We start from the raw sequence: 26547 nt of genomic DNA, 5'->3' as shown, positions 1-26547 counted from the left end.
TCTTTCCTAAGCAACCATTGCTTACATGGCCTCAGTGTAGCGAGTCTGCGGAATTTCGGCGCGAGCATCCCACGTAGTGAATACGTATGCAACCGCTGTCAATCGCACATCGCCGTCGTTCAGACCCATCCGCCTCCACCCGAAACGGCCATATGCCGCCTTTCCTTACGCTACCGTAAGGTGACGGCGCGGTAAAGAGCGATTAAGATGTGAAGATTGATTGACCATCGAAGTGGTTTTGAGAACGTCAAGGAGAGTCACGTGTCCGTCATCACCTCATTGAACAAGCAAGCGGCCGGTCTTGTGCAGAAGGCACTGCGGCTGGGGGGTGATTTCGTTCACCCGATCAGCGACGACTCGTCGGACGCACCCGATTACATCTCCCCCGAGAGCATCGTCGACGACAACCGCGCCCTGCCGCACACCGACGAATGGGGCCCGGGATACCCGACCACCACGTTCATCGACCCGCAGACCGGTCTGTTGACCGCGGAAACGGCCGGCAATCCGCCGTTGGACGAGCATACGACCATTTACAGTGTGTACGAGGACCGCGCCCAGCGCATGGGTGATGAGCCTCTGTACACGTTCAAGTCGAACGGTGAATGGGTGACCAAGACGGCCAACGAGTTCCTTGCCGAAGTGCGCAAGGTGGCCAAGGGCCTGCTTCACTACGGTTTGAAGAAGGGTGATGCGGTCGCGTTCATGTGCCGCACGTCGTACGAGTGGGATCTGGCCGACGCGGCGATCATGTCGTGCGGCGGCGTGCTCGCGTCGATCTACGACACCGATTCGGCAGAGCAGATCCGCAACATCGTGAACAACTCCGACGCACGTCTGCTGATCGTGCAGGACACCGCCATGCGCGAGAAGGCGGACGGCGCGATCGAGGAATGCCCGTCGCTCGAGCACATCATCTGCATCGAGACGGGCGGCTTGGACGAGATCGCCGCGTACGGCAGCTCGGTGAGCGACGAGCAGCTCGACGAGCGCATCGCCTCGCTCAAGAAGACCGACCTGTGCTCGATCATCTACACGTCCGGTTCCACGTCCGCGCCGAAGGGCGTCGAGATGACGCACGAGAACTACTGCACGGACGCGTTCAACCTGCGCGACTACATGCCCGATCTGCTCCAGCACGACAAGTCCGGATCCATCCTGCTGTTCCTGCCGCAGGCGCATACGTTCGCACGCGCGATCAACTACATCTGCGTGGCCTCCAACATGCGCATCTACATCGCGACCGGCATCAAGACGCTGCTCGCCGACCTGCAGGTGGCCCGCCCGACCGTAATGATCGTGGTGCCGCGTGTGCTTGAAAAGGTGTATAATGCGGCCTCGCAGAAGGCCGGCCATGGCGCGAAGGGCGTCGTGTTCGCAGCCGCCGTCACCGCCGCGCAGCAGTACATGAAGGAGGTCAGCGAATTCGGCAAGGCCAAGACGCTGACCGCCATGCGTCGCGCCTCGTTCGATCCGATCGTCTACCAGTCGCTGCGCGAGGCGCTCGGTGGACGTGCCAAGTGGATCGTCTCGGGCGGCGCCCCGCTCGACCCGGAGCTGATGAACTTCTTCCGCGGCGCGAACATCCCGGTCTACGAGGGCTACGGCCTGACGGAGACGACCGCTCCGTGCGCGTTCAACCCGCTCGGCGTGCCGTTCCACGAAGGTTCGGTCGGCGTGCCGTTCCCGAGCTTCAAGATCCGCATCGCCGAGGACGGCGAGATCCAGGTCGGCGGTCCGGTCGTGTTCCACCGTTATCACAAGAACGACGAGGCGACCGAGAACGCGTTCACGCCGGACGGCTGGCACGCGACCGGCGATCTGGGCCGGCTGGACGACGATGGATTCCTGTACATCACCGGCCGTAAGAAGGATCTCATCATCACCGCCGGCGGCAAGAATGTGGCGCCCGGTCCGATCGAAGAGGTGATTCAGCGCTGCGAGTTCGTCTCGCACGCGTTGGTGCTCGGCGACAAGCGTCCGTTCATCTCGGCGCTCATCACGCTGGACGAGGAGACACTGCGTCCGTGGCTGGAGGCGAAAGGCCTCGACCGCAACATGTCGCTGGAGGACGCGGCGGCCAACGCGGCCGTGCGCGCCGAAGTGCAGAAGTGGGTCGATCAGGCGAACGAGGGCGTCTCCCGCGCCGAATCCGTGCGCAAGTTCATCATCCTGCCCGAGGACTTCACCCAGGAGAATGGTCTGATGACCGCCTCTCTCAAGGTGATCCGTCCGAAGGTCATCAAGCGCTACTCCACCCTGCTCAACACGCAGATGTACACCAAGCGGAAGTAACATCCGCTCCAACAACGAAGTAAGGCTCCCAATCGGGAGCCTTACTCATATCCGCGGCAACAAGCCGCGAAGCGATCCTAAGAGTTGGAAGAATTAGAATCCCAGCCGCTCAAGCTGCTTGGCTGAGCCGTTAAACGGACAGTCCAGTGGACTGTCCGTAGGCGAAGTGAGCGGCCGCGATAGCGAGCCGCGAAGCGATCCTAAGCAGCTGGAAACATTAGAATCCTAATTTTTCCAGCTGCTTAGGATCGGACTGCCAACCCTTGGCAACCTTGACGTGCAGGTCAAGCTTGGCTTTGCCGCCGACGATGCGGTTGACCGGCGTGCGCAGCTTCTTTTTGACACGTACGAGATGCTCCGCGCCCTTGCCGATGATGATCGGCTTCTGCGAATCACGCTCCACATACACGGAGACGAGCACCTGAATCTTGCCATCGTAGGACGCGCCGGACTCATTGTCCTGCGGGTATTCGATCGAGTCGACGACCACGGCCAGCGAATGCGGCAGCTCGTCGTCCAGCTCCTCGAGGAACGCGCCGCGCACCAGCTCGGCGATCGTCTCCGCGGGCCGCTCCTCGCTGATCTGGTCGTCCGGATACATCTGTGGGCCTTCGGGCGTGTGGTCGATGAGCACATTCTTCACTTCATTCAGATTGTCGTGCTCGAGCGCGCTCACGGGCACGATGTCCGAGAAGTCGGCGAATTCGTTGATCTCGATGAGCTTGTTGATGAGCTGTTCGCGGTTGAGCTCGTCGATCTTGGTGACGATCGCGATCAGCGGCACCTTCCACTTGAATGTGCCGTCGTCGCGCTTGGTCGCGAAATCGGCGCGGAGCCTGCTCAGGATGCGTTTGTCGCCGGGACCGATCTCCTGATCCGCCGGCAGCAGGAACGCGACGACGTCGACTTCGGACAGCGATTCCTCGACGATATCGTTGAGACGCTGGCCGAGCAGCGTGCGCGGGCGGTGGATGCCCGGCGTGTCGACCAGCACAAGCTGCGCGTTGTCGGTGGTGAGAATGCCTCGGATGGCCTTACGCGTGGTTTCCGGGCGGGACGACGCGATGGCGATCTGCTTGCCGATCAGCGCGTTGATCAGCGTGGATTTGCCGACGTTCGGACGGCCTACCACCGCCACGAAACCGGAACGGTACGGCTGTTCGCCCTGCACCGGACCGTCGTTCGCCGTATCCGCCGCCGTCTCGTGCACGCTGGCACCGTCCTCGTCGTATTGCTGCTCGATATCGCTCATGTCACTCCTTGCTGCTGTCGTCACGGCCCGCGCGTTCGGCGGTCTGCGTACCATTGTCGGCGCTGTCGTCTGCTTCACTCGATGAATCGACATCTTCCCCGACGCCCTCGACGTGCGCCGGTTCCACAACGATGGTGGATACCTTCTTGCGTCGTCCGGCGGAATCCACGGCGGTCAGGCGCAGGCCGCGCGTCACGGCGGACGCCCCGACGATCGGCACCCGACCTATCAGCTTGGTCAGCAGGCCGTACACCGTGTCGACGTCGTCCTCGTCGATGTCGATCTCGAAGATCTCCTCCAGGTCGGCGATCGGCGTACGCGCCGGCATGCTCCACTTGTGGTCCCCGATCTTCTCTGGCTCGGCGTGCTGTGTGCGATCGTGCTCGTCCTCGAGTTCGCCCACGATCTGCTCGATCGCATCCTCGATGGTCACGAGTCCTGCTATACCGCCATATTCGTCCACGACGATGGCCACATGCTGGCGAGTGCGCTGCATCTCATGGAACAGGTCGTCCACGGGTTTCGATTCGGGCACGAGCATTGGCTGGCGGATGATCGACGCGACCTCACGGCTAGTCGCCGCAGGGTTGAACGCCGTGGCCCGCACCGCGTCCTTGAGATAGGCGACGCCGATCAGATCGTCCACATCGTCGCCGATCACCGGCACACGGGAGAAGCCAGAGCGCGAGCACAATTTGAGCATACTTTCGAGCGTCTCGGTTTTCTCAATGCAGATCATGTCGGTGCGCGGCACCATGATCTCACGCGTGAGCGTCTCCGACAACGTGAGCACATTGCGCAGCATTTCGGAGACTTCCGGATCGAAATCGTTCGCCTCGACGAGACGGTCGATGGTGGCGCGCCCCTGTTCGAGCTGGATCTTCTCAAGTTCCTCGTCGTCCGACAGATCGGAATCGCGGTCGCGCTTCTTCGGGTCGCGCTGGCCGCCGACGCGGGCGAACGGGGTCAGCCACGCGGCGATCGATACGAGCGTGGCACGGCCGAGCATGATGTCGACCGGTTTGAGCGCCCCCGCCGAACGCGGGCGCACGAGGATCGACACGACGCCCACGATGATCGCGAACACGAATCCGACGAGCAGTTCCGCCCACAACGGCGCCTCGAACAGCGCGGCGATGCAGGCGACCAGCACGCCGTCGAGCACGTTGCAGGTGATGCGGAAGAACGCGCATGAGCCGGCCGTCGCGTACCGGTCGGCGATCAGATGCTGCACCTTGTGGATCCGGCCGATCTTCTTCATGCGCAGGAACTGCGAAGTCTCCGCATCGGTCTGCACTTCGAGGATGAGGTTGTTGAGGCTGGCCCGCGTCACGCGCGAGACGGCACCTTCGGCCGCGGCCAGCGTGAGCGAAAGCCACACCAGCAGGGCGGCCACGAGGATGAGTATAACGGTCAGCACTATCGCCGACGTGTCGGATGGCATCTGGATTCCTTACAGGTTGAGGACGGTTCGTGGATTGGAAGGATGGGTGGCTTGATGATTGACGGTGACGCTCATGCGCGGCGACTATGCGTCGTCATGCCGGAAAGTCGACCGACACGACGACGCACCGACAGGACTCACTCAGTGACCGAGCTGACGGTTGTTACCGTGGACCCGATCGTATTCGGCGAGCACGTCGGGGGTGCCGGCCGGCAGGACGACCGGGTCACCGATGGTCTGGCGCACCGCGATGAACGTGAGCAACAGCTGACGTTGCAGACCGAACATCTGGCGCTCCTGCTCGGGTCCGACATGGTCATAGCCGAGCAGATGGAGGATGCCATGAATGGTGAGCAGCATCATCTCCTCGAGCGTGCTGTGGCCTGCCGAAGCGGCCTGCTGGGCGGCCACCCACGGGCAGATGACGAGATCGCCGAGCACACCTTCCATCACGGTCTTGCCGTCACCGGGGCGCAGCTCGTCCATCGGGAAACTCATCACATCGGTTGGCCCCTCGAGATTCATCCAACGCTCGTGCAGCTCGGCGATGGGTTCGGGGTCGACGAACAGGATGGTCAGATCGGACTGCGTGCTCACGCGCATCTGGTCCATCACCCACACGCCGAGGTCGGAGAACACCTTCGGATCGATGGTCCAAGGGGTTTCGTTGGTGACATCGACGCTCATCGCCGTTCGTCCTTTCCTTCGTTGCTGTCTCTCGTCGTATCGGCCGGCGCGGCACCGTTCGCGGCACCGATATGCAGTCCGCGCTGTTTGGCCTCGCCGTATTCGCGGCGGGCCTTGGTGCTGTGGTCGCCGGCGATGGCCGAATGTCGTTCGTATGCGGCGACGATCTGGCCGACGAGCCGGTGACGCACCACATCGGCGGCTTCCAGATGCGCGAACGCGATGTCGTCAATGCCGCCGAGGATATGCTCGATGGTGGCCAGGCCCGACCTCGGCACAGTCAGATCGACCTGCGTGATGTCGCCGGTGATGACCATCGTCGTGTTGAAACCCAATCTGGTCAGGAACATCTTCATCTGCTGCTCGGTCGTGTTCTGTGCCTCGTCGAGGATCACGAACGCATCGTTGAGCGTGCGGCCACGCATATAGGCGAGCGGCGCGACCTCGATCGTGCCGTCGTCCATGTAACGGCGCATCTGGTCAGAGCCAAGCATGTCCGAGAGCGCATCGTACAACGGGCGCAGGTACGGATCGACCTTCTCGTTGAGCGTTCCCGGCAGGAAACCGAGGTTCTCCCCCGCCTCGACGGCCGGACGCGTCAGGATGATGCGTCGGATCTTCTTCTCCTGGAACGCCTGCACGGCCTTGGCCACGGCAAGGTACGTCTTGCCAGTGCCGGCGGGGCCGATGGCGAACGTGATCGTATGCGATTCGATCGCGTTGACGTAGGCGATCTGGCCGGCGGTCTTCGCACGGACCGGGACTCCCAACGCATAGGTGATGACGCCCGGTACGCGGGGCTTGCGTTGTGCCGCATCGTCCGCATGGATGTCGGGCATGGTCTCGGAGGCGTGCGGGCCGCCGCCCGAGAGGAACATCGATCGGCCGGATCGCATGGCACGACCGGGCTGTCCGGTACGTCCCGCGAACCGTTCCTGCCGCACACGGTTGGGCAGCACCTGCTGGTCGATCATCCTGCGCACGGTGTCGGCGTCCATCGGCGCGCTGTACGCCGCCTGGATGATCGTGTTGACCACGTCCTCGGCCTGCGCGGCCTGAGATTCGGTCTGCTTGCCGTGCGACATGATCGCGACGCGGTTGCCGCGCACGATGATGGTCAGCTCAGGGAACGCTCGTTCGACTTCCCGCAGCACCTCGTCGACGGGACCGAGCACGGCGACCGGGTCAAGTTCGGCGGGGATGGTGATGGTTCGTGTCGTCGTCGCCACGGGCTACTCGTCCAGGGTCTCGCCGGTGAGCACGTGGGCGTGCACGTGGAACACGGTCTGGCCGGCGTCAAGGCCGGTGTTGAAGATCAGGCGGTACGCGCCGTGGAACTCCTGGTCGGCGATGGACTGGGCGACCTCGACGATGTGGGCGAGTTCGGCCGGATCGTCCTTGGCGAGCTCCGCCACGTTCGCGTAATGCTTGCGCGGCACGATGAGCACGTGCACCTTGGCCTTCGGGTTGATGTCCTTGAAGGCATAGGTGGTGTCGTCCTCGTACACCTTCGTGCTGGGGATCTGACCCGCGATGATCTTGCAGAACAGGCAGTCCGTGGACTCGCTCATATCGCTCCTTTGTTGCGTTTCGTTGCCGTCTTCCATGCTATTGCGCAGGGTGGTCGTTTGGCTGCGGGAATATGGGGTCGCATGCGGACGATCGGTCCGACGGCCGGCGTCGCGCATTTCCCACGCCTTGGGGAATCCGCTTACATGCGGCCAAGCGTGCGGGCCAGCAGCGTCAGCGCGACCGGGCCGGCGGTTGCCGCCCTGAGGATGTTGCCGCCCAGCACGCACACGTGTGCCCCCGCGTCACGGAACGCGGAGACCTCGTCCTCGCTGATGCCGCCCTCCGGGCCGACCATCACGTTGATGGTGCGAGTCCTGCCGTCGTCCAAGCACCGGTCAGCCAACTGCCGCGCCAACGTCTCGATGCCGTCCCAGGTATCGGTCGCGTCCTGATGAAGCACGACGACCAGATCGCCGTGCACGCAGGCGCGCCGGCAGATGGCAAGCATCTGTTTGCTGGTGACGCATTCGGACAGTTCCGGCATCCATGCGCGACGAGACTGCTCGGTTGCGGCGGCGAGCACCTGGCTCCATTTACGGTCGGTGCGTCCGGCCTTCCATTTGGCGATCGAGCGGTCGGCCTGCCACGGGATCACCTGATCGACGCCGATCTGCGTGGCCATGTCGATGGCCTGTTCGTCATGGCCGGTCTTCGCCAGCGCCTGGATCAAGGCGAGTCTGGCGACCGGCTGGGGTTCGCGGCCGACTTCGCGCACTTCGGCCAACCCGGCCGCGGCGTCGGCGATCACGGCGTGGATGCGCAGCCCTTCGCCGTCGGACAGATCCAGTTCGTCGCCGTCCGCCAGCCGCATCGCCTGGATGGCGTGCCGGCGCACCGAAGACGGCAACGTGAGCTTCCATCCGGTGTTGAGCTCGTCGCTGTTCACCGGCACATCGTCATGCGCAGGATCGAGAAGAAACAGAGGATTCGTCATGGGCACTAGGCTACACAATCCCTGCAACGAAACGAAAACCGTTGCGGCCATTGACGACACGCCGCAAGAGAGAATCGATTTGACGATCGGTGCCGAGTGAGTATAGTTATCGGTTGTTGTCTGAACAACGCACTCGTCCGGGTGGCGGAATGGTAGACGCGCTAGCTTGAGGTGCTAGTGCCTATTTTATACAGGCGTGTGGGTTCAAGTCCCATCTCGGACACGAGCGAAACCCCGTGGAAACACGGGGTTTTCTTGTATCTACCGTGACTATCGACGATCAGCGGAGGCTTCCTTGCGGTTCATCACCATCGATTCCATCGACGACGAACGTGTCGCGGCATACACGAACCTGACCGAAATCCAGCTGCGCAACCGCTTGGAGCCGGCCAAAGGCCTGTTCATCGCAGAATCCCCCAAGGTCATCGACCGGGCGCTCGCGGCTGGTCGTGAGCCGATTTCGCTGCTGGTCGAGGAACCGTGGATCGAAGGCATGGCCAGCACGTTCGCGTTCGTGGACGCGCATTGGGGGCCTGACATTCCCGTGTATGTCGCCTCTCCCGAACAGCTGAAGCAGCTGACCGGATACCGTCTGCACCGCGGCGCGCTGGCCGCGATGCGTCGATGGCCGCTGCCGTCCGTGGCCGAGGTGTGTCGAGACGCCCGTCGCGTCGCGGTCATGGAGAACATCGTCGACCATACGAACGTCGGCGCGCTCATGCGTTCGGCTGCGGCCCTCGACGTGGACGCCGTGCTCGTGACCCCCTCATGCGGGGATCCTCTGTACCGGCGCGCCGCCCGGGTGTCGATGGGCACCGTCTTTCAGATCCCGTGGACCCGCATCGGCACGGAATCGAAGCACGCATGGCCGTTCGACGGACTGAAGGAGCTGCATGATCTCGGCTTCACCACCGTGGCAATGGCGTTGACCGACGACTCGATCAGCCTGGACGAATTGGTGCGCCGGCTGAACAACGATGCGGCGGCGTCCGACCATATCGACAAACTGGCGTTGATCTTCGGCACCGAGGGCGACGGGTTGAGCCGGCACACCATCGCGAACGCCGATCTGACGGTGAAGATCCCGATGAGCCACGGCGTGGACTCGCTCAACGTGGCCGCGTCGAGTGCCGTCGCCTTCTATTCGACCGCAGTTCGCTGAAAAGTCACGAAATTACGGCGACATGCCAGCGTGGTTGCCTTGCGTGTCGCCGAATTTGTGCGAGTATTGACAGTGTCGCCCCTGCGATGAAGCGTGGGTGCAAGCAGTTCGGTGTCGCAAGACGCTGTGGATGACCGAAAGAGAGGAGCATCGGATGGCGAAGAACAAGCAGAAAATCCTGTCCATCGTCCTGGCTGGCGGTGAAGGAACTCGCCTGATGCCGTTGACCCGTGATCGCGCGAAGCCCGCAGTCCCCTTCGGAGGCGTGTTCCGCCTGATCGATTTCCCGTTGAGCAACCTGGTGAATTCGGATTACCGTCACATCATCGTGCTCACGCAGTACAAGTCCCATTCCCTCGACCGTCACATCTCGCAGATGTGGCGTTTCTCCTCCCTGCTGGGCAACTACGTCTCCCCTGTGCCCGCGCAGCAGCGTCTTGGCAAGCATTGGTATCTCGGTTCGGCCGACGCGATCTACCAGACCATCAACATCATCGAGGACGTGCAGCCCGACATCGTCGTGATCGTCGGCGCGGATCACGTCTACCGCATGGACTTCGGCCAGATGGTCGAGCAGCACATCGAATCCGGCGCCGAGTTCACGGTTGCCGGCATCCGTCAGCCGCTCGCACAGTCGAACCAGTTTGGCGTGATCAGCGTGAACCCGAACCACCCGAACCAGATCCGCGAGTTCCAGGAGAAGCCGGCCACGACCGAAGGTCTGCCGGACGATCCGAATTCATTCCTCGCCTCGATGGGCAACTATGTGGCCAACACGGACGCCCTGTTCGACGCGCTTGCCAAGGACGAGAAGGCCGAGGATACGAAGCACGACATGGGCGGCGACATCGCCCCGTACTTCGCGGCACGCGGCGAAGCCGGCGTGTACGACTTCAACACGAACGTCATCCCGGGCGCGACGGAGACCGATCACGCCTACTGGCGCGACGTGGGTACCATCAAGCAGTTCTACGATGCGCACATGGATCTGATCGCCTATGTGCCGGAGTTCAACCTGTACAACCAGGCGTGGCCGATCTACACCGATTCCGGTACGCTGCCGCCGGCCAAGTTCGTGCATGCCGGCCGCGACCGTCTGGGCCACGCGACCGATTCGATCGTCTCCCCCGGTGTGATCGTCTCCGGCGGCGAAGTGCACCACTCCGTGCTTTCGCCGAACGTGCGTATCCACTCGTGGGCGCAGGTCGTCGATTCCGTGCTGTTCGACGGCGTCATCATCAACCGTCGTGCGCGCGTGTACAAGGCGATCCTCGACAAGAACGTCGTGCTCACCGAGAACTCGACCGTCGGCATCGACACCGAGCATGATCTCGAACGCGGCTTCACTGTGACCCCGGAAGGCATCACGGTGGTGCCGAAGGGCACGATCGTCGACGACTGATCGGCAAAACTCATCAGATAGCCTAAAGCCCCGACCATATGGCCGGGGCTTTGTCGTTGCTGTACCGAAGAAAACGGTGGCGCAACAAGCGTATGCCTGTCATGCCACCGAATACCGATGATTTTGGTCGGTTAGTACTTCGGCAGATTGTCGAAGTTGAATCCGAGCGCGGCCAACTGATCACGGCCTTCCGGGGTGATCTTGTCCATCGTCCAACGCGGCTGCCACGTCCAGTCGATGCGGAATTCCTCAACCAGACCGGCCAACGTGCTCGCGCACTCGTCCTCGATGAGATCGGTGAGCGGGCAGGCAGGGGTGGTGAGTGTCATCGTGATGATCGCGCGGCCGAGTTCGTCGATTTCGATACCGTAGACCAAGCCGAGGTCGATCACGTCGATACCAAGCTCCGGGTCGATGACCTGATGCAGGGCCTCCTTGACATCCTCAGCGGTGGCGCGGCCGATGTCGTCCACGGCCTTGAGCGGAATGTCATCCTCGCTGCTGTGCTCACCCTCATGGCCGCATTCGCTTTTCGGATGACGACCGCACGCGCACATTTCGACGTCGCCGTTCGCTGCCGAGCTGGCCGGCGCGGGACGTCCGTTCGGGAAGCCCGCAGCCAGATTCGGATTGGCCATCACGCGACGAGCGGCCTCCTCGTCGCCCAGCACCTTGTTCACCGCATCGAACACCGACGGCTCGGGTTCCGGCACCAGATTGTCGCTCATATCACTCCAGACATTGTGGGAAACAGTTGGTATTCAATATACTCCGGCTCCCCTCTCCCGAGGAGAGCCGGAACCATCATTTCGCTGCCAGCGCCTTGGCCACCGAATCGCGCATGCCTTCCCAGCCGAGCAGGGCGCATTTGATGCGCATCGGATATTTGGACACGCCTTGGAACACGACCGCGTCCTCGAGCTTCTCCTCCTTGGCGTCGTCGTTCAGTCCGGCACCGCGCGATTCCATCAGCTCGTGGAAGTCGCGGAACAGGTCCATCGCTTCGTCCACGGTCTTGCCCGCGCACAGATCGACCATCACCGACAGGCTCGCCTGCGAGATGGAGCAACCATGGCCGTCCCATACGAGACGTTCGATGCGATGCGGTTCGGCGTCGGAGACTTCGACGTGCACGGTCGCCTCGTCGCCGCAGGTCGGGTTGAACTGGTGGGATTCTCCCGGCGTGCAGTATTCATGGCTGGCTCGGATCGTGCTGTCGCCGGCCGACGCGCTGTCTTCCGACGCGAGATCGGGCGCGAAGGATTCCTTGCCGTGCGGATCACGCGCGGCTTCAAGGATGACCTCCTGATACATCTGTTCGAGATCATCGCCGCTCATACCAAAATCGTTCATGTATCACACCTTAAAGAACGGACGGACTTTCGCCACTGCCTCGACCAGCGCAGCCGCGTCGTCGACGCTGTTGTACACGCCGCTCGACGCACGGTTGGACGCGTACAGGCCGAAGTGACGGTGCACCGGCTGGGCGCAGTGGTGGCCGACGCGGATGGCGATGCCCTGCGCGTCGATGAACTGGCCGACATCGTGCGGGTGCACGCCGGCCACGTCGAACGCGACAGTGCCGATGCGATCCACGTTCTCGCGCGGTCCCAAGATGCGCACGCCGTCGATGTCTCCGAGCTTCAGGAGTTCCGCGGCGATGGTCTTCTCATGCGCCTCGATGTTCTCCAACCCGATGGTCATCATCCATTCGGCGGCCACACCGGCGGCCACGACCTGCGCGACCGGCTGCGTACCGGCCTCGAAGCGTGCCGGCGGTTCCATGTACTGCGCGGGCTTGTCCATCCACGCGAGTTCGACCATCGACCCGCCGAAGTTCGCCGGCGGCAGCGCCTCGAGCAGCTCGCGCTTGCCGTACAGAAAGCCGACGCCGGTCGGACCGTACATCTTGTGCGCGCTCCACGCGGCGAAGTCGACGTCCATCGCATGGAAATCGACCTTGAGATGCGGCACCGACTGGCATGCGTCAAGAATGAACACGGCACCGACCTCATGGGCACGGCGCACGATGGGAGCTATGTCGGTGATCGCGCCGGTGGTGTTGCCCACGTGCGTGATCGCCACGACCTTGGTGCGCTCGGTGATGACCTCGTCGGCCATATCGGAGCGGATGCGGCCGTCTTCGGTCAGGTCGAACCATTTGAGCGTCGCGCCAGTGCGGTAGGCCAGTTCCTGGAACGGCAGCAGCACCGAATGGTGCTCGGCCTTGGACACGACGATCTCGTCACCGGGCTTCAAGGCGAACCGCTTGGCGGCCGCTCCCCCGCGCCCGAGGCTTGCGTTGCCGAATGCCGTTGCCAGCAGGTTCAGGCCGGCTGTCGCGCCACCGGTGACGACGACCTCCTCCTGTCCTTCCTCGGCGTTCGCGCCGACCAGACGCGCGACCTTGGCACGCGCCTCCTCAAACGCGACGGTCGAACGGGCCGCCAGCTCGTGCGCACCACGATGCACACCGGCGTTGATCGTACGGTAAAAGTCAGCCTCCGCGTCGATCACGCACTGCGGTTTCTGCGAGGTCGCCGCCGAATCGAGATACACGAGCGGATGCCCATGCACCTCCTGATCCAAAATCGGGAACTGCCCCCGAATCGCTGCAAAATCAACCATATATTCCCCTTATTTATACGTCCGGCACAGCCCTTCACTGTAGTTCCAGCAGTGGCCGCGGTAGGCTGGGATGTTCTATTCTCGACACGCTCCGGGGCGCTCGCCCAAGTCTTACGGTCGCGAACAGAACATCCCCCACCCTACCGCTCCGTCGTTGATCAACTTACGTAATACAAACTCAAGTTGTCAGAACGTAACAGCTGAGTGCAAGAGAGTGTGGGGCGGGGATATGCGTATCGAGACCGTAAGACTCGGCCGAGCGGCCCGGAGCGTGTCACGATATGCATATCCCCGCTCCACACGGCAACGCTGGAACTGAGCGAACTAGCTGAACGAAAGCGACTTACGCCAGCGCGGATTCGGAGTCGGCGCCCTCGGGCAGGTACGCGTCGTAGCCGTGCTCTTCGAGTTCGTCGGCCAGCTCCGGGCCGCCGGTCTTGACGAAGTGGCCGTCGGCGAAGACGTGCACGATGTCCGGCTTGATGTACTTGAGGATGCGAGTGTAGTGCGTGACCATGAGGATGCCGAAGTTGTTGGCCTCCTTGGCGCGGTTCACGCCTTCGGACACGATGCGCAGCGCGTCGACGTCAAGACCGGAGTCGGTTTCGTCGAGGATCGCGAACTTGGGCTTGAGCAGTTCGAGCTGGAGCACTTCGGCGCGCTTCTTCTCGCCGCCGGAGAAGCCTTCGTTGACGGAGCGCGTGGCGAACTTCGGATCCATGCGCAGACGCTTCATGGCTTCGGACAGTTCTTTGGTCCAGGTGCGGATGGCCGGCGCCTTGCCGTCGACCTCGGTCTTGGCGGTGCGCAGGAAGTTGGTCATCGACACGCCCGGCACTTCGACCGGATACTGCATGGCGAGGAACAGGCCTTCCTTGGCACGCTCGTCCGGGGTCTGCTTCAAGATGTCGACGCCGTCGAGCAGCACCTCACCCGAATCGACCTCGTACTTGGGGTGGCCGGCCAGCGTGTAGGCGAGTGTGGACTTGCCGGAGCCGTTGGGGCCCATGATGGCGTGCGTCTCGCCGGAGTTGACGGTCAGGTTCACGCCCTTGAGGATCTGCTTGCGGCCTTCCTTGGTTTCGACGGAGGCGTACAGGTCCTTGATTTCCAGAGTGGACATTGGATTCTCCTGTGATTGACGAATGAAAGTCTTGGGTTACTTGTCTTCGAGCACTGCCTGCATGGCCGCGTCCTCGCCGCGGGCGAGGCGGCGGTCGATCACGTCCATGAGATGCTGGGCGACGGAGGGCACGCCGATCTCCTCGACGAGTTCGCCGAAGAAGCCGCGCACGACGAGCTTGCGGGCCTCGGTTTCGGGGATGCCGCGCGACTGCAGGTAGAACAGTTCCTCGTCGTCGAAGCGGCCGATGGAGCTGGCGTGGCCGGCGCCGATGATGTTGCCGTTTTCGATTTCGAGGTTCGGCTCGGAGTCGGCGATCGCTCCGGGGGTGAGCACGAGGTTGCGGTTGAGCTCGTAGGAGTCGGTGCCGGGCGCGGTGGGCGCGATCAGGGCGTTGCCGACCCACGTGGAGTGCGCGTCCTTGCCGTCGAGCGCGCCCTTGTAGACCACGCGGGACTTGCATTCGGGATGGTTGTGCACCACCATCGTGCGGTGTTCGATGTGCTCGCCCGGGTCGACGAAGTAGATGCCGAGCATGTTGAGGTCGCCTTGCGGCCCGCCGAAGTCCTGGTCCATGCGGATGCGCACGACGTCGCCGCCGAGTGTGACGACGGAGTGGCGCAGCGAGGCGTTTTCGCCGACGTGGATGCGGTGGTTGCCGACGTGCTTGGAGCCCTTGTCCCATTCCTGGATGAACGTGGCGGAGACGTGGGAGTCCTTGCCGGTGGTGATTTCGATGCCTTCGGCGAGGCGCGCGGTGCCGTTGTGCTCGACGACGACGTCGCCGTGCGTGCCATCGGCCGCGGCGATGACCAGATGCAGCGCGTCGAGATCCTCGCCGCCGCCGATCACGCGAATGAGCACGGGCTGGGCGAGCTCGCCCTTCAGCTCGACGACGGTGGCGGTGTGACCGGAGTTCCATTCGACGACGGACGCGCGGTCGTTCGGCTTGGATACGGTGCCGGAGCCGCCTTCGCCGAGCTTGGTCTGGCTGACGGTCACATGATCCGGGTCGACAGGCGTGCCGTCGACGTTGGAGATGACCAGCGTGGTCTCGCCGCTCGGCTTGAACACGTCGAAGAATTCCTCGATGCGTTCGAGCGGTGTGTAGCGCCAGTCCTCCTGCTTGCGGGTCGGCTGCGGGAAGTCGGCCACGTCGAACGAGCGCGGTTCCTTGTCGGCGCTCGACGGCATGGCCGCCGGGATCGCGTACGGGTCGTTCGGGTCAGCGACGGGAATGTTGAGTTCAGTTGTGTTCGATGCCATGGGAATCAGCCCACCGATCCTTCCATCTGCAGTTCGACCAAACGGTTCAGTTCGAGCGCGTATTCCATCGGCAGCTCGCGGCTGATCGGCTCCACGAAGCCGCGCACGATCATGCCCATGGCTTCCTTCTCCTCGAGGCCGCGGCTCATCAGGTAGAACAGCTGGTCTTCGGAGACCTTGGAGACGGTCGCCTCATGCGCCATCGTCACGTCATCCTCGCGCACGTCCACATGCGGGTATGTGTCGGAACGGCTGAAGTCGTCGACGAGCAGCGCGTCGCAGACGGTCGAGTTCGAGGAACCATACGCGCCGTCGACGATCTTGACGAGGCCGCGGTAGGCGGAACGTCCGCCGCCGCGCGAGATCGACTTGGCAACGATCGTGGACTTGGTGTGCGGGGCAAGGTGGATCATCTTCGCGCCGGTATCCTGGTACTGGCCCTTGCCGGCGAAGCCGAGCGACATCGTGGACGCGGTGGCGTACGGTTCGGCGAGGATGCAGGCCGGGTACTTCATAGTGGCCTTGGATCCGATGTTGCCGTCGACCCATTCCATCGTGCCGCCCTCGCGCACGTAGGCACGCTGGGTGACGAGATTGTACACGTTGTTCGACCAGTTCTGCACGGTGGTGTAGCGCACGCGGGCATGCTTCTCGACGATGATCTCGACGATGGCGGCGTGCAGCGAATCCTCGGACCAGATCGGGGCGGTGCAGCCTTCGACGTAGTGCACGTAGGAGCCCTCGTCGGCGATGATGAGCGTGCGTTCGAACTGTCCCATGGCCGGCGTGTTGATGCGGAAATAGGCCTGCAGCGGGATGTCGACGTGCACGCCCTTGGGGACGTAGACGAACGAGCCGCCGGACCATGCGGCGGTGTTGAGCGCGCCGAACTTGTTGTCTTCCGGGGAGACGACGGTGCCGAAGTACTTGCGCACGAGATCAGGGTATTCGCGCACGGCGGTGTCGGTGTCGACGAAGATCACGCCCTGCTTCTTGAGGTCCTCCTGAATGGAGTTGTAGATGACCTCGGATTCGTACTGCGCGGCGACGCCGGAGACGAGACGCTTCTTCTCGGCCTCCGGAATGCCGAGACGGTCGTACGTGGAGCGGATGTCGTCCGGCAGTTCTTCCCACGTCTTGGCCTGCTTGTCGATCGGCTTGACGTAGTACTTGAAGTCGTCGGCGTTGAAGCCGGACAGGTCGACGCCCCAGTCAGGCATCGGCTTGTCAAGGAATGCCTTGAAGCCACGCAGACGCATGTCGAGCATCCATTGCGGCTCACCCTTGTCAGCACTGATGGCTCGTACGACGTTCTCGTCAATGCCTCGCTTCGCGGCCTCGCCGGCCGCATCGGAATCATGCCAGCCGTAGCTGTAGTCGCCGAACTGCTGGATGATCTCGTCATCCTGTTTGATTTTCTCCTCGTTGACGCGGGCACGATCGGCCACATACTGGCTCATCTCCACGTCAGCCGCGGCGTTTGGCGCTTGGTTTTCGCTCACCGTACGCTTCCCTCCAATCGACTTCACAACGTTCCTACGTAAACCTAACAGATACCGGGGTCCGACTTAAGCGTCCGCGTCGAATATTGGCTCAGCGCAAACGTGATGAGCGTAACAGCACGCCGCCGGCGCGGCACGGCCCGAAACGGACGAACCCCGCCCTGGGGCGGGGTTCGTATCGGCTCACCGGGAAAGGTCAGACCTGAACGTGCACGGAGGTGCCCATGACGGCCCAGCCGTAGAACCATTCGGCCTGGTCCCAGCCGATGCCGACGCAGCCGTGGGAGGTGTTGCCGAGCGCGGCGACCTGCGAGTCGTTCATGGCGGTCTGCGTGGCGATGCGGTGGATCGCGCAGCCGGAGTGCGAGAAGTAATTGACGTAGCCGACGCCCTTGACGTCCCATGATTCCTTGGAACCGTCGGACAGGGTGAGGTTGCCGCTCATGTCCTGCGACTCGTACTTGAGCCAGATGGTGAAGTCGCCGGTCGGCGTGCACAGGTCGCCGCCCGTGCATTCGCCGGTCTTGCGGTCGTTGCCCTGGCCGGCGGACATGTTCATCATTCGGATGAGCTTGTCGTTCTCGTAGGCGTATACCTTGTTGTCGGACAGGTCGACGATGACGTGGCGCTTGGTTTTCTTGGTCTGCATCGGGTCGACGGTGCCTTCGACGGTGACGGATCCGCCGCCGTTGGCGAGGGCCGCGACCGCGTCGTGGCCGACGTTCGTGTCGCCGTCGGCGGCGATGGTCACGCCGTCATGGCCTTCCTTGAGCACGTCGATCTCGTCGCCGTTGTTGTTGACGATGACGTCTCGATCCTCGCGGTTTGTTTGCAGTGTCGTCTTGATGGAGTCGTCGTAGTACTGCTGCAGTTTGTTCGCGTCGAAGACGACGTATCCGCTGCGCGTCTCGCTGTCGGCGAGCTTGCCGTTCTCATTGGCGTCGATGCGCGTCGATGCAGCCAGTGCCGCGGCATCGATCGTGGCGATCTGATGGTCGTCGATGGTGATCGAGACGGGGTTTTGCACCAGATTGTCGAGGGTTGCTTTCGCTTGGTTGGCGATATCGTCGCTCACCGCCGGCGAGGTCGCGTCGAGCTTCACCTCGACGGTCTGGGTCGATGCGCCGCCGAGCGTCTCAACGGCCTTCACCGCCGCCTGCGCCACGGGAACCGGGTCGGCACCTTGGCCCTGCTGGCCGGGGACGACGTCGAATCCACTGGCGTCGGCGTTGAGTTGCACTGCGGCATCGACCGGCTTGACTTCCTCGATGGACAGCTTGGCGTTCAGCGTATCCGGCACCGCGGCATCCGCATTGGCCGGCTCCGTGCTGACGTCCGCGGTGTTCCAGAAGGCGTAGCGCTGCCACCATGCATCGTCGCGCTTGGCGTCCATGACCTGCGTCGCGATCGCGTCGGAGTCGACGCTCAGGCCGAGATCCTTGAGCGTGACCTTCGCGGTGGTGCCGTTGTAGGAGGCGTTGACGGCCGTGCCGTTCACGGCATCGTCGATCTGGGAGACGATCTGCTCGTACGAACGACCGGTGACCGGCGTGCCCCACAGGGTGACCCCGGGGAGCGCATGGGATTGGAAGAACCAGATGCCGCCTCCCGCAACGGCTCCGAGAACCGCGAGGACGGCCAGTACGATCCACGGCCATATCACATGGCGCTTGCGAGGGCGGATCGAGGACCGGGCCTCGTCCGACGGTGCGGACGCGGCGAAAGCGCTCAGATCAAGCGGAGCGAAGACGGCGGTGGACTCGCCGTCAGCAGAGGCACCGGCCTTGCTCATATTGTTCTCGTTCATATCGCGGTTCGTTTCCTTCAGTTGCCGGATGGTACCGGCATATCGTGCACTGCCCCTCATTATGCATCATGGCCATGAACTCATACGAGCTCATGGCCATGATCGTCACAGGCTGTGAATCATTTCACAGTACGGCGCATCACATCAGTGGCGACCGGCCTCCTGATGGTCGAGCGCGGCCTTGACCATGCCCGCGAACAGCGGATGCGGCTTGGTCGGGCGGGACTTGAACTCCGGGTGCGCCTGAGTGGCCACGTAGAACGGGTGCACGTCCTGCGGCAACTCGACGAACTCGGTAAGTTCGCCGTCCGGGCTCTGGCCGGAGATGCACAGGCCGGCCTCGCGCAGACGGTCCTTGTACGCCACGTTGACCTCGTAGCGGTGACGGTGACGCTCGGTCACATGCGTGGTGCCGTACAGTTCAGCCACGAGCGAACCTTCCTCGAGGACGGCCGGGTAGGAGCCGAGGCGCATGGTGTGGCCCATGTCGCCGTGGCCGGCGACGATGTCCTTCTGCTCCTCCATCGTGGCGATGACCGGGTTCGCGCACTCCGGCTCGAATTCGGTGGAGTTCGCGTCCTCGATGCCGAGCACGTGGCGCGCGTATTCGATGACCATCGACTGCAGGCCGAGGCACAGGCCGAGCGCCGGCAGCTTGTTCTCACGCGCGTACTTGAGCGCGCCGATCTTGCCGTCGATGCCGCGGATGCCGAAGCCGCCGGGGATCACGATGCCGTCGACCTGGTCGAGCGCGGCGGCCGCGCCCTCCTCGGTCTCGCACTTGTCGGCCGCGACCCACTTGACGTTGACCTTGGCCCAGTTGGCGAAGCCGCCGGCCTTGATGGCCTCGGTGACGGACAGGTACGCGTCCGGCAGGTCGATGTACTTGCCGACGATCGCGATGTTGACCTCGTGCTTCGGGTGGTGCACGCGTTCGAGCAGGTCAGCCCACTCGTCCCAGTCGACGTCGTGGAACGGCAGACCGAGCTCGCGCACGACGTACGCGTCGAGACCCTCGTTGAACAGGATCTTCGGCACGTCGTAGATGCTCGGCGCGTCCACGCAGTTGACCACGCCCTCCTCGTCCACGTCGCACATCAGGGAGATCTTGTCCTTGATGGACTTGTTGAGCGGGCGGTCGGAACGCAGCACGAGCGCGTCCGGGGTGATGCCGAGCTGACGCAGCATCATGACGGAGTGCTGGGTCGGCTTGGTCTTGAGCTCGTGGGCGGCGGAGATGTACGGCACGAGGGAGACGTGCACGAACATGCAGTTCTCCGCGCCGAGGTCGCGGCGCACCTCGCGGGCGGCCTCGAGGAACGGCTGGGATTCGATGTCGCCGACGGTGCCGCCGATCTCGGTGATGATCACGTCGACGTCGTCGGACGCCTGGGCGCGCATGCGGGACTTGATCTCGTTGGTGATGTGCGGGATGACCTGCACGCACTGGCCGAGGTATTCGCCGGCACGCTCCTTGCGCAGCACCTCCTGGTAGATCTGGCCGGTGGTGACGTTGGCCTTCTGGCTCAGGAAGACGTCGAGGAAGCGCTCGTAGTGGCCGATGTCGAGATCGGTTTCGGCGCCGTCCTCGGTCACGTAGACCTCGCCGTGCTGGAACGGGTTCATCGTGCCCGGGTCCACGTTGATGTACGGATCGAGCTTCTGCTGGAGAACGTGGATGCCGCGACTGCGCAGCAGGCGGCCAAGTGAAGATGCGGTCAGGCCCTTGCCGAGGGAGGAAACCACGCCGCCGGTGACGAAGATATGCTTGGTGACGTGTTCTTGGGAATTACCATGTTGTCTTCTAACCATGGAATTTCACTCTATCATCCACATATGACCCGGCGTGTTACCGCAAACAGGCCCGCCCAAGCATCCACGGTTCGCGTGGGATCATGCCTGGACGGGCCCGGTAATGGAATCATGCAGGACACGCTGGTGCGCGTGGCCGCGGTCCGCCTACTCGTTGACGAGGTGCGCGATGGCTTCGAGGGCGAGCTTGTAGCCGTAGAAACCGAGCCCGGTGATGGTGCCGGTGGCCACCGGGCTGATGACGGAGCGCTTGCGGAATTCGTCGCGGGCGGACGGGTTGGAGATGTGCACCTCCATGAGCGGCAAGCCGGCGTCGCCGACCATGTGCGCCGCGTCGGAGAGCGCATACGAGTAGTGTGTGAACGCGGCCGGGTTCATGACGACTGGCGTCTTCTCGTCGGCGGCCTGGTGCATCCAGTGCACCATTTCGGACTCGTCGTCGGTCTGTCGTACTTCGACGTCGAGACCGAGTTCGGCGCCCCATGCGGTGCACAGGCGGCGCAGCTCCTCAAGATCCTGACGCCCGTAGACGTCGGGCTGACGGACACCGAGACGGCCGAGGTTCGGTCCGTTGACGACGATGACTGTGGTCATGATGGCTCCTTTTTGCTGATGTGCTGGCGGCTTGGCTTAGTGCTGAATGCGGCGGAACGCCTCTTCGACCGCGTCCGCCGGCGGGTCGTCGAGATGCACGGGGTGTCCGATACCGTCGAGCACGACGAAGCGCAGCTTGTTGCCGCGTGCCTTCTTGTCGCGATGCATGAGCGCGAGCACGTCCTCGAACGAACCGCCGTTCCATGAGGTCGGCAGACCGAGCGAGGCGAGCAACGAACGATGGTAATCGACCAGATCACGGTCGATGTAGCCGAGCAGCGAGGCCAGTTCGGCCGCGTACACCATACCGACGGCGACCGCGTTGCCGTGCCGCCAGCGGAAGTGCTCAAGCTTCTCGATCGCGTGGCCGAGCGTGTGCCCGTAGTTGAGGAACTCGCGCAGGCCCGCCTCCTTGAGGTCGGCGGAGACGTGCCGCGCCTTGACCTTCACGGTGCGTTCGATGAGTTCGGCGACCACGTCCTCAAGCGGCGAGCCGATGAGCGTCGCGCCGTCGAACGCGCGCAGTTCGTCCGCGTGGTCCTCGAGGATGCGCAGGATCTCCGGATCCGAGATGAATCCGGATTTGGCGACCTCGCCGAGGCCTTCGATGAAGATGTCGTTCGGCAGGGAGGCGAGCGTGGTCGTATCGGCGAGCACGCCGGCCGGCGTGTAGAACGAGCCGACGAGGTTCTTGCCGACCTTCGTGTTGATGCCGGTCTTGCCGCCGGTGGACGCATCGACCATGGCAAGCAGCGAGGTCGGGCAGTTCACATAACGGATGCCGCGCATCCATGTGGCGGCGACGAAGCCGGCCAGATCGGTGGCCGCTCCTCCGCCCACGCCGACCACGGCGTCGGATCGGGTGAAGCCCTCGTTGCCGAGACGTTCCCAGATGCCGTTCGCCACGGTGATGGTCTTGCCGGCCTCGGCGTCGGGGATGACGATGTCAGAGACCTCGTAGCCGGCCTGGCGCAGCAGGGCGCGGGCGCGATCGGAGTGCCGCTGCACGGGCTGCGTGTGGATGAGCGCGATGCGTGCCGGCTTGTCGCCGAGCACGCCGGCGAGATGGTTGAGCGCCCCTTCGCCGATGCGCACGTTGTAGTCGTCCGCGGCGACGACATCGACGTGGACGACGCGTTCCTCGATCATGTTCATCACCTTTCTCGCTGCCATCTGCGGCGTGGATCCGTGGGTGCGTACGTGGATGTTGGCGATGCGGGTGAACACCGGGTCGCGCTGCTGATACAGCCGCATCCAGCGTTCGTTGGCGTCGCCGCCGTTGAGCATGGGACGCCCGCCGCCGCGGTTGGCCCGTTCCATCGCTTCCTTCGGATCGGCCTGCAGATAGATCACACGGCCGCCATCGGCGATGTAGCCGGCCAGCGCGTCCTGCGTGGCCGGGGTCATCGGGGCGCCGCCGCCGAGCGCGAACAGACCGTCAAAATTGGTCAGCGTGCGGCGTATCAAGTCGCTTTCGACCTCTCGGAATGCCGGTTCGCCGTATTGCGCGAAATAGTCGGGGATCGACATGCCGACTTCGCGTTCGATCTCGAGATCGGCGTCGCGGAACGGCAGACCGAGCATCTGCGAGACCTCTCGGCCGACACGGGTCTTGCCTGCGCCCATCATGCCGATGATGACGGCGACGGGATGTCGCGTACCGGAATCGCTCATCGCATGTGCTCCGGCCAGGAGGCGAGGTAGCCGGCCGCGTTGCGGCGGATCTCTTCGACGCTGTCGCCACCGAACTTCTCAAGCACGAACTTCGCCAGCGTGAGTCGCACCATCGCTTCGGCCACGACGGACGCGGCCGGCACGGCGGTCGAATCGGAACGCTGGTTGATGGCGGCGGCCGCGTCGCCGGATGCGACGTCGACGGTGCGCAGGGCCCGCGGAATGGACGGGATCGGCTTCATCGCGGCGCGCACGCGGATCGGTTCGCCGTTCGACATACCGCCTTCGATACCGCCCGCACGGTTCGTGAGCCTCGTGATATGGCCGTCTTCGCCCGGCACCATCTCGTCGTGCGCCTGGGAGCCGGCACGCACGGCTTCGAGAAAGCCATCGCCGATCTCCACACCCTTGATGGCCTGAATGCCCATGACCGCACCGGCCAGCGCCGCGTCCAGTCGGCGGTCGGATTCGACGTACGTGCCGAGTCCGGCCGGCACGCCGTAGGCGATCACCTCGATCACTCCGCCGACGGTGTCGGCGTTCGCCTTGATCTCGTCGATGCGCGCGATCATGCGGGCCTCGGCATCCTTGTCGAGCGTGCGCACGGGCGACGCGTCCAATGCGGCGACGTCGTCCGGCGTCGGCAGCACGCGGTCGCCGGCCGTCTCGTCCACGCCGGCCCCGCCAATGGACAGCACATGGGCGACGGTGCGGATGCCGACCGTCTGTTCAAGGAACTTCGCGGCCACCGCGCCAAGCGCAACGCGCGAGGCGGTCTCGCGGGCGCTGGAACGCTCGAGCACCGGACGCGCGTCGTCGAATCCGTACTTGCGCATGCCGGTCAAATCGGCGTGGCCCGGGCGCGGACGGCTCAGCGGCGCGTTGCGACCTTCGCGCGGAATGTCATGATCGAGCGGGTCGGAGCTCATCACCTCGGTCCACTTGGGCCATTCGGTGTTCGCGATCTCGATCGCGACCGGCGAGCCGAGCGTGAGCCCGTGGCGCACGCCGGTGAGCAGACGCACCTTGTCCTGTTCGAACTTCATGCGCGCGCCACGTCCGTATCCGAGGCGGCGGCGTGCCAGCGCGTCCACGACGTCGCCGCTGGTCACCTCCACGCCAGCCGGTAGTCCTTCGATCATGGCGACCAGCGCCTCGCCGTGTGATTCGCCCGCCGTCTGCCAGCGCAACATGCCGTTCTCCTTTTTGCTTGTCGTCGTCAACTGCGGGCTATTGTAGCGGTATGCCTTACCTTGCGTTGTTGCCGAGTCTGATCTGTGGACTGGCGGTCAGTGTCGAAGACGTGCGCCACCGCCGCGTGCCGCGTGCGTGGATCGCGGTCGGCGTTCTGACGCAATTGGCGGCAAACGTTGTCTATGCTTTGGCGATCAACAGTCTGTTCGTCGCCGTGCAGGCGCTGCTGTTCGCGGCTGTCGCGGCCGTGCTGCAATGTTTGCTCGCATTGGCGAAGCCGGGCGCGCTGGGATTCGGCGACGTGACCTGCACGCTGGCGGTCGGCCTGGGCGTGGGACTGCTCGGGCTGACCGCGATGGTCATCTGGTGGCTGGCGATGGGACTGGTCGGACTGGCATGGATGACGATATGGATACGATTCGACCCGCAATCCGATACGCCGTATGCCGGCAAGGTGCCGTTCGCTCCGGTGATCGTGATCGCGGGTCTTCTCGCGGCGTGTGCGGCGTCGCTGATCTAGTTCGCGTTCTCGTTATTGGTCTTGTACTCGTTCACGTACTGCTCGAACTGGCTGCTCTGCTCGTCCAGCGAGCCTGTCGTGAACTTCGTTTCGCCGGTTTTGAGGTTGACGGTGACGAAGTACAGCCAGTCGCCTTCTTCCGGATTCAGCGCGGCCTGGATGGCCTTGTCCGCCGGATTGCTGATCGGCGTGGGCGGCAGTCCTTTGTTCTGCCGCGTATTGTATGGGTTGCTGGCGTCGTCGAGCATGTCCTGCGTGATCATCGAGGGTTCGACGTCGTTGCCGTAGGCGACCGTCGAATCCATGCCGAGCGTCATGTCCTGCTCGAGCCGGTTCTCGATCACCCGCGTGACCTTACCGTAGTATTCGTCCTTGTTGACCTCCGCCTCGGCGATCGAGGCGATCGTCAGCACGCGATGCCGGTCGGCTGCCGCGACACCGAGCGAATCCAGCTTGGCGATGCGCGCGTCGACCATGTCCTTGACAACTTCGGACGCGCTGCGGTTCGTCACGGTATAGGTGCCAGGCTCCAGCCATCCTTCGAAACTGCCTTCGGCTTCGGCGGGCAGGATGCCGGAACCGTCTCCGGTGAGCACCGACGTGAAATCGTCGGCGTCGACCCCGTCGATCGCGGCCACGTTGGCCAGCACGGTGCTCACGCGCTCGCCCGGCTTGACCTCGAGGAATCCACCCGCCTTGCTTTGGTCGGACAGCACGGCCACTACGTCGGACGCCTTCATCTGATGCTTGAGTTGGTAGGTTCCCGGATACAGCGTGGCATTGGCCGACGCCACTGCGGAAGTGAACGCGGCGGACGATTTGACGATGTCCTGGCTGAGCAGGTTCTCACCGATCTCGGCGGGTCCTTGTCCCTGTTCGACCGTGAACGCAACCGACCCGGTGCCCGGACCGCTGTAGTCTTCGATGATCGTGGTCGTATCGCGCGTGGCGCTCCAAGTCTTGAGCTTGCCATAGCACAATGCGAAGCCGCTGATCGCCAAGACCACGACGACGATCGCGGCGATCACCGCGACAACCATCTTCTGCTGACGCTGCGCGCGGCGACGGCGCATCTCCTTACGCGACTTCGGCGGCTTCGGCGGAGCCGCGGCGCTCATGGACGCCCCTTTGTCGTCGACCCACTGGGTGTTATCGGAGAAGAAATTCTCGAAATCCTCAGCCATTGGACTGCTCCCGCCTGTGTTCCGTACCGTCTTCGCTATGCTTGGGCGCGTCTGTCCAGCGCCGTCTGCAATATCACCACGGCCGACTGCTGGTCCACGAACGGCCGATGCTTCTTCGTTTTCAATTGCGCCTGCTGCAGCTGCCGGTGCGCGCTGACCGTGGTCAGCCGCTCGTCGAGCAGGTCTATCTCGGGAACCGACTCGATGTCACATTCCCCGTCGTCAATCAGCCGTTGGATGCGGGTGGCGAGATTCGCCGCCCACCGTCGGGCCTTTTTCGCGCTTTTGCCTTCCGTGCCGTCCAGCATCAGCGGCAGCCCTACCACGACGTGTTCCACCGATTCGTCTTCGATGACGTCGATGACCTCGTCAAGGGCCTGAAAAGAGTCTCCATACACCCGCACGTTGCCCGCGGGGTGCGCGAGGGTGAGCTCCGGGTCGGACAATGCAAGTCCGACCCGGGCGTCACCCAGATCAACACCGAGCCATACCACT

23 protein-coding genes and 1 tRNA gene are annotated in these 26547 nt (G+C 63.6%); 5 read left to right on the top strand and 19 right to left on the bottom strand.

Annotated elements, in window-relative coordinates:
• The first annotated feature begins 261 nt into the window (after positions 1 to 261).
• Complete coding sequence (locus KIH76_RS04030) at positions 262 to 2295, top strand: AMP-dependent synthetase/ligase (protein ID WP_214373508.1); 2034 nt, start codon at positions 262 to 264, stop codon at positions 2293 to 2295.
• A gap of 217 nt (positions 2296 to 2512) precedes the next feature.
• Here the strand turns inward: KIH76_RS04030 and era are convergent, their stop codons facing one another.
• The 6 genes from era to KIH76_RS04000 all read right to left on the bottom strand — a co-directional run bounded on the left by era (position 2513) and on the right by KIH76_RS04000 (position 8184).
• On the bottom strand, positions 2513 to 3547 hold the full coding sequence (gene era, locus KIH76_RS04025) for a GTPase Era (protein ID WP_214373507.1): 1035 nt from the start codon (positions 3545 to 3547) through the stop codon (positions 2513 to 2515).
• A gap of 1 nt (position 3548) precedes the next feature.
• Complete coding sequence (locus KIH76_RS04020) at positions 3549 to 4991, bottom strand: hemolysin family protein (RefSeq protein ID WP_214373506.1); 1443 nt, start codon at positions 4989 to 4991, stop codon at positions 3549 to 3551.
• A gap of 141 nt (positions 4992 to 5132) precedes the next feature.
• On the bottom strand, positions 5133 to 5678 hold the full coding sequence (ybeY, locus tag KIH76_RS04015) for an rRNA maturation RNase YbeY (protein WP_214373505.1): 546 nt from the start codon (positions 5676 to 5678) through the stop codon (positions 5133 to 5135).
• A complete protein-coding gene (locus KIH76_RS04010) occupies positions 5675 to 6907 on the bottom strand; it encodes a PhoH family protein (protein WP_214373504.1) in 1233 nt (410 codons plus the stop codon). The genes ybeY and KIH76_RS04010 overlap by 4 nt, the downstream gene beginning before the upstream one ends.
• 3 nt (positions 6908 to 6910) lie before the next feature.
• On the bottom strand, positions 6911 to 7249 hold the full coding sequence (locus KIH76_RS04005) for a histidine triad nucleotide-binding protein (protein WP_214373503.1): 339 nt from the start codon (positions 7247 to 7249) through the stop codon (positions 6911 to 6913).
• A gap of 140 nt (positions 7250 to 7389) precedes the next feature.
• A complete protein-coding gene (locus tag KIH76_RS04000) occupies positions 7390 to 8184 on the bottom strand; it encodes a 16S rRNA (uracil(1498)-N(3))-methyltransferase (RefSeq protein WP_214373502.1) in 795 nt (264 codons plus the stop codon).
• Between the two features lie 135 nt (positions 8185 to 8319).
• Between KIH76_RS04000 and KIH76_RS03995 the strand changes: the two genes are divergently transcribed.
• The 3 genes from KIH76_RS03995 to glgC all read left to right on the top strand — a co-directional run bounded on the left by KIH76_RS03995 (position 8320) and on the right by glgC (position 10748).
• A tRNA-Leu gene (locus KIH76_RS03995) sits at positions 8320 to 8407 on the top strand.
• A 72-nt stretch (positions 8408 to 8479) separates the two neighbouring features.
• Complete coding sequence (locus KIH76_RS03990) at positions 8480 to 9346, top strand: TrmH family RNA methyltransferase (RefSeq protein WP_214373501.1); 867 nt, start codon at positions 8480 to 8482, stop codon at positions 9344 to 9346.
• A 154-nt stretch (positions 9347 to 9500) separates the two neighbouring features.
• Positions 9501 to 10748 (top strand): glucose-1-phosphate adenylyltransferase, encoded by a 1248-nt coding sequence (gene glgC / locus KIH76_RS03985; protein ID WP_214373500.1) that lies wholly within the window; start codon positions 9501 to 9503, stop codon positions 10746 to 10748.
• Between the two features lie 131 nt (positions 10749 to 10879).
• Here glgC and KIH76_RS03980 read toward each other — a convergent pair whose 3' ends face one another.
• From KIH76_RS03980 to aroC, 11 genes are all read right to left on the bottom strand, one after another.
• A complete protein-coding gene (locus KIH76_RS03980) occupies positions 10880 to 11476 on the bottom strand; it encodes a metal-sulfur cluster assembly factor (RefSeq protein ID WP_214373499.1) in 597 nt (198 codons plus the stop codon).
• A gap of 76 nt (positions 11477 to 11552) precedes the next feature.
• A complete protein-coding gene (gene sufU, locus KIH76_RS03975) occupies positions 11553 to 12101 on the bottom strand; it encodes a Fe-S cluster assembly sulfur transfer protein SufU (protein WP_214373498.1) in 549 nt (182 codons plus the stop codon).
• A 3-nt stretch (positions 12102 to 12104) separates the two neighbouring features.
• Complete coding sequence (locus KIH76_RS03970) at positions 12105 to 13376, bottom strand: cysteine desulfurase (RefSeq protein ID WP_214373497.1); 1272 nt, start codon at positions 13374 to 13376, stop codon at positions 12105 to 12107.
• Between the two features lie 343 nt (positions 13377 to 13719).
• Positions 13720 to 14499: a Fe-S cluster assembly ATPase SufC gene (gene sufC / locus KIH76_RS03965; protein WP_152358532.1), complete on the bottom strand. Its 780-nt coding sequence runs from the start codon at positions 14497 to 14499 to the stop codon at positions 13720 to 13722.
• Positions 14500 to 14535: 36 nt separating this feature from the next.
• Positions 14536 to 15765, bottom strand: coding sequence for a Fe-S cluster assembly protein SufD (gene sufD / locus KIH76_RS03960; protein ID WP_219069378.1), 1230 nt, complete (start codon positions 15763 to 15765; stop codon positions 14536 to 14538).
• A gap of 5 nt (positions 15766 to 15770) precedes the next feature.
• Positions 15771 to 17225, bottom strand: coding sequence for a Fe-S cluster assembly protein SufB (gene sufB / locus KIH76_RS03955; RefSeq protein WP_051923850.1), 1455 nt, complete (start codon positions 17223 to 17225; stop codon positions 15771 to 15773).
• Positions 17226 to 17463: 238 nt separating this feature from the next.
• A complete protein-coding gene (locus KIH76_RS03950; RefSeq protein ID WP_219069376.1) occupies positions 17464 to 19074 on the bottom strand; it encodes a L,D-transpeptidase in 1611 nt (536 codons plus the stop codon).
• A gap of 144 nt (positions 19075 to 19218) precedes the next feature.
• The gene (locus KIH76_RS03945; RefSeq protein ID WP_219069374.1) at positions 19219 to 20886 is read right to left on the bottom strand and encodes a CTP synthase; all 1668 of its coding nucleotides are present in this window, start codon (positions 20884 to 20886) and stop codon (positions 19219 to 19221) included.
• A 147-nt stretch (positions 20887 to 21033) separates the two neighbouring features.
• Positions 21034 to 21480, bottom strand: a complete 447-nt coding sequence (gene aroQ / locus KIH76_RS03940; protein WP_214373493.1) for a type II 3-dehydroquinate dehydratase — start codon at positions 21478 to 21480, stop codon at positions 21034 to 21036.
• A gap of 36 nt (positions 21481 to 21516) precedes the next feature.
• Positions 21517 to 23154, bottom strand: a complete 1638-nt coding sequence (locus tag KIH76_RS03935; protein ID WP_214373492.1) for a bifunctional shikimate kinase/3-dehydroquinate synthase — start codon at positions 23152 to 23154, stop codon at positions 21517 to 21519.
• Positions 23151 to 24347: a chorismate synthase gene (gene aroC / locus KIH76_RS03930; protein ID WP_214373491.1), complete on the bottom strand. Its 1197-nt coding sequence runs from the start codon at positions 24345 to 24347 to the stop codon at positions 23151 to 23153. The genes KIH76_RS03935 and aroC overlap by 4 nt, the downstream gene beginning before the upstream one ends.
• Positions 24348 to 24397: 50 nt before the next feature.
• Here aroC and KIH76_RS03925 point away from each other — a divergent pair, with 50 nt between their 5' ends.
• Entirely contained in the window at positions 24398 to 24868 is a 471-nt protein-coding gene (locus KIH76_RS03925) for a prepilin peptidase (protein WP_214373490.1), read from the top strand.
• Here the strand turns inward: KIH76_RS03925 and mltG are convergent.
• Together mltG and ruvX are read right to left on the bottom strand one after the other, a co-directional pair.
• Positions 24865 to 26052: an endolytic transglycosylase MltG gene (gene mltG / locus KIH76_RS03920; protein WP_214373489.1), complete on the bottom strand. Its 1188-nt coding sequence runs from the start codon at positions 26050 to 26052 to the stop codon at positions 24865 to 24867. The genes KIH76_RS03925 and mltG overlap by 4 nt on opposite strands.
• A gap of 35 nt (positions 26053 to 26087) precedes the next feature.
• A complete protein-coding gene (gene ruvX / locus KIH76_RS03915) occupies positions 26088 to 26546 on the bottom strand; it encodes a Holliday junction resolvase RuvX (protein WP_214373488.1) in 459 nt (152 codons plus the stop codon).
• Between the last annotated feature and the right edge of the window lies 1 nt (position 26547).

The sequence above is a fragment of the Bifidobacterium simiiventris genome, from assembly GCF_019331715.1.
Taxonomy (GTDB): domain Bacteria; phylum Actinomycetota; class Actinomycetes; order Actinomycetales; family Bifidobacteriaceae; genus Bifidobacterium; species Bifidobacterium simiiventris.
The sequence above is the reverse complement of the archived record's forward strand: the minus strand, read 5'-3'. Positions and strand labels throughout refer to the sequence as shown.

Excerpts from the sequence above, each read along its gene's own strand:
- era (WP_214373507.1), bottom strand. The coding sequence starts at position 3,547 with ATGAGCGATATCGAGCAGCAATACGACGAGGACGGTGCCAGCGTGCAC.
- KIH76_RS03945 (WP_219069374.1), bottom strand. The coding sequence starts at position 20,886 with ATGGTTAGAAGACAACATGGTAATTCCCAAGAACACGTCACCAAGCAT.
- KIH76_RS03950 (WP_219069376.1), bottom strand. The coding sequence starts at position 19,074 with ATGAACGAGAACAATATGAGCAAGGCCGGTGCCTCTGCTGACGGCGAG.
- KIH76_RS04020 (WP_214373506.1), bottom strand. The coding sequence starts at position 4,991 with ATGCCATCCGACACGTCGGCGATAGTGCTGACCGTTATACTCATCCTC.
- KIH76_RS03980 (WP_214373499.1), bottom strand. The coding sequence starts at position 11,476 with ATGAGCGACAATCTGGTGCCGGAACCCGAGCCGTCGGTGTTCGATGCG.
- KIH76_RS04000 (WP_214373502.1), bottom strand. The coding sequence starts at position 8,184 with ATGACGAATCCTCTGTTTCTTCTCGATCCTGCGCATGACGATGTGCCG.
- KIH76_RS04005 (WP_214373503.1), bottom strand. The coding sequence starts at position 7,249 with ATGAGCGAGTCCACGGACTGCCTGTTCTGCAAGATCATCGCGGGTCAG.
- mltG (WP_214373489.1), bottom strand. The coding sequence starts at position 26,052 with ATGGCTGAGGATTTCGAGAATTTCTTCTCCGATAACACCCAGTGGGTC.
- aroC (WP_214373491.1), bottom strand. The coding sequence starts at position 24,347 with ATGTTGCGCTGGCAGACGGCGGGCGAATCACACGGCGAGGCGCTGGTC.
- KIH76_RS03935 (WP_214373492.1), bottom strand. The coding sequence starts at position 23,154 with ATGAGCGATTCCGGTACGCGACATCCCGTCGCCGTCATCATCGGCATG.
- KIH76_RS03970 (WP_214373497.1), bottom strand. The coding sequence starts at position 13,376 with ATGGTTGATTTTGCAGCGATTCGGGGGCAGTTCCCGATTTTGGATCAG.
- sufU (WP_214373498.1), bottom strand. The coding sequence starts at position 12,101 with ATGAACGATTTTGGTATGAGCGGCGATGATCTCGAACAGATGTATCAG.
- sufD (WP_219069378.1), bottom strand. The coding sequence starts at position 15,765 with ATGGCATCGAACACAACTGAACTCAACATTCCCGTCGCTGACCCGAAC.
- KIH76_RS03925 (WP_214373490.1), top strand. The coding sequence starts at position 24,398 with ATGCCTTACCTTGCGTTGTTGCCGAGTCTGATCTGTGGACTGGCGGTC.
- ybeY (WP_214373505.1), bottom strand. The coding sequence starts at position 5,678 with ATGAGCGTCGATGTCACCAACGAAACCCCTTGGACCATCGATCCGAAG.
- sufC (WP_152358532.1), bottom strand. The coding sequence starts at position 14,499 with ATGTCCACTCTGGAAATCAAGGACCTGTACGCCTCCGTCGAAACCAAG.
- aroQ (WP_214373493.1), bottom strand. The coding sequence starts at position 21,480 with ATGACCACAGTCATCGTCGTCAACGGACCGAACCTCGGCCGTCTCGGT.
- glgC (WP_214373500.1), top strand. The coding sequence starts at position 9,501 with ATGGCGAAGAACAAGCAGAAAATCCTGTCCATCGTCCTGGCTGGCGGT.
- sufB (WP_051923850.1), bottom strand. The coding sequence starts at position 17,225 with ATGAGCCAGTATGTGGCCGATCGTGCCCGCGTCAACGAGGAGAAAATC.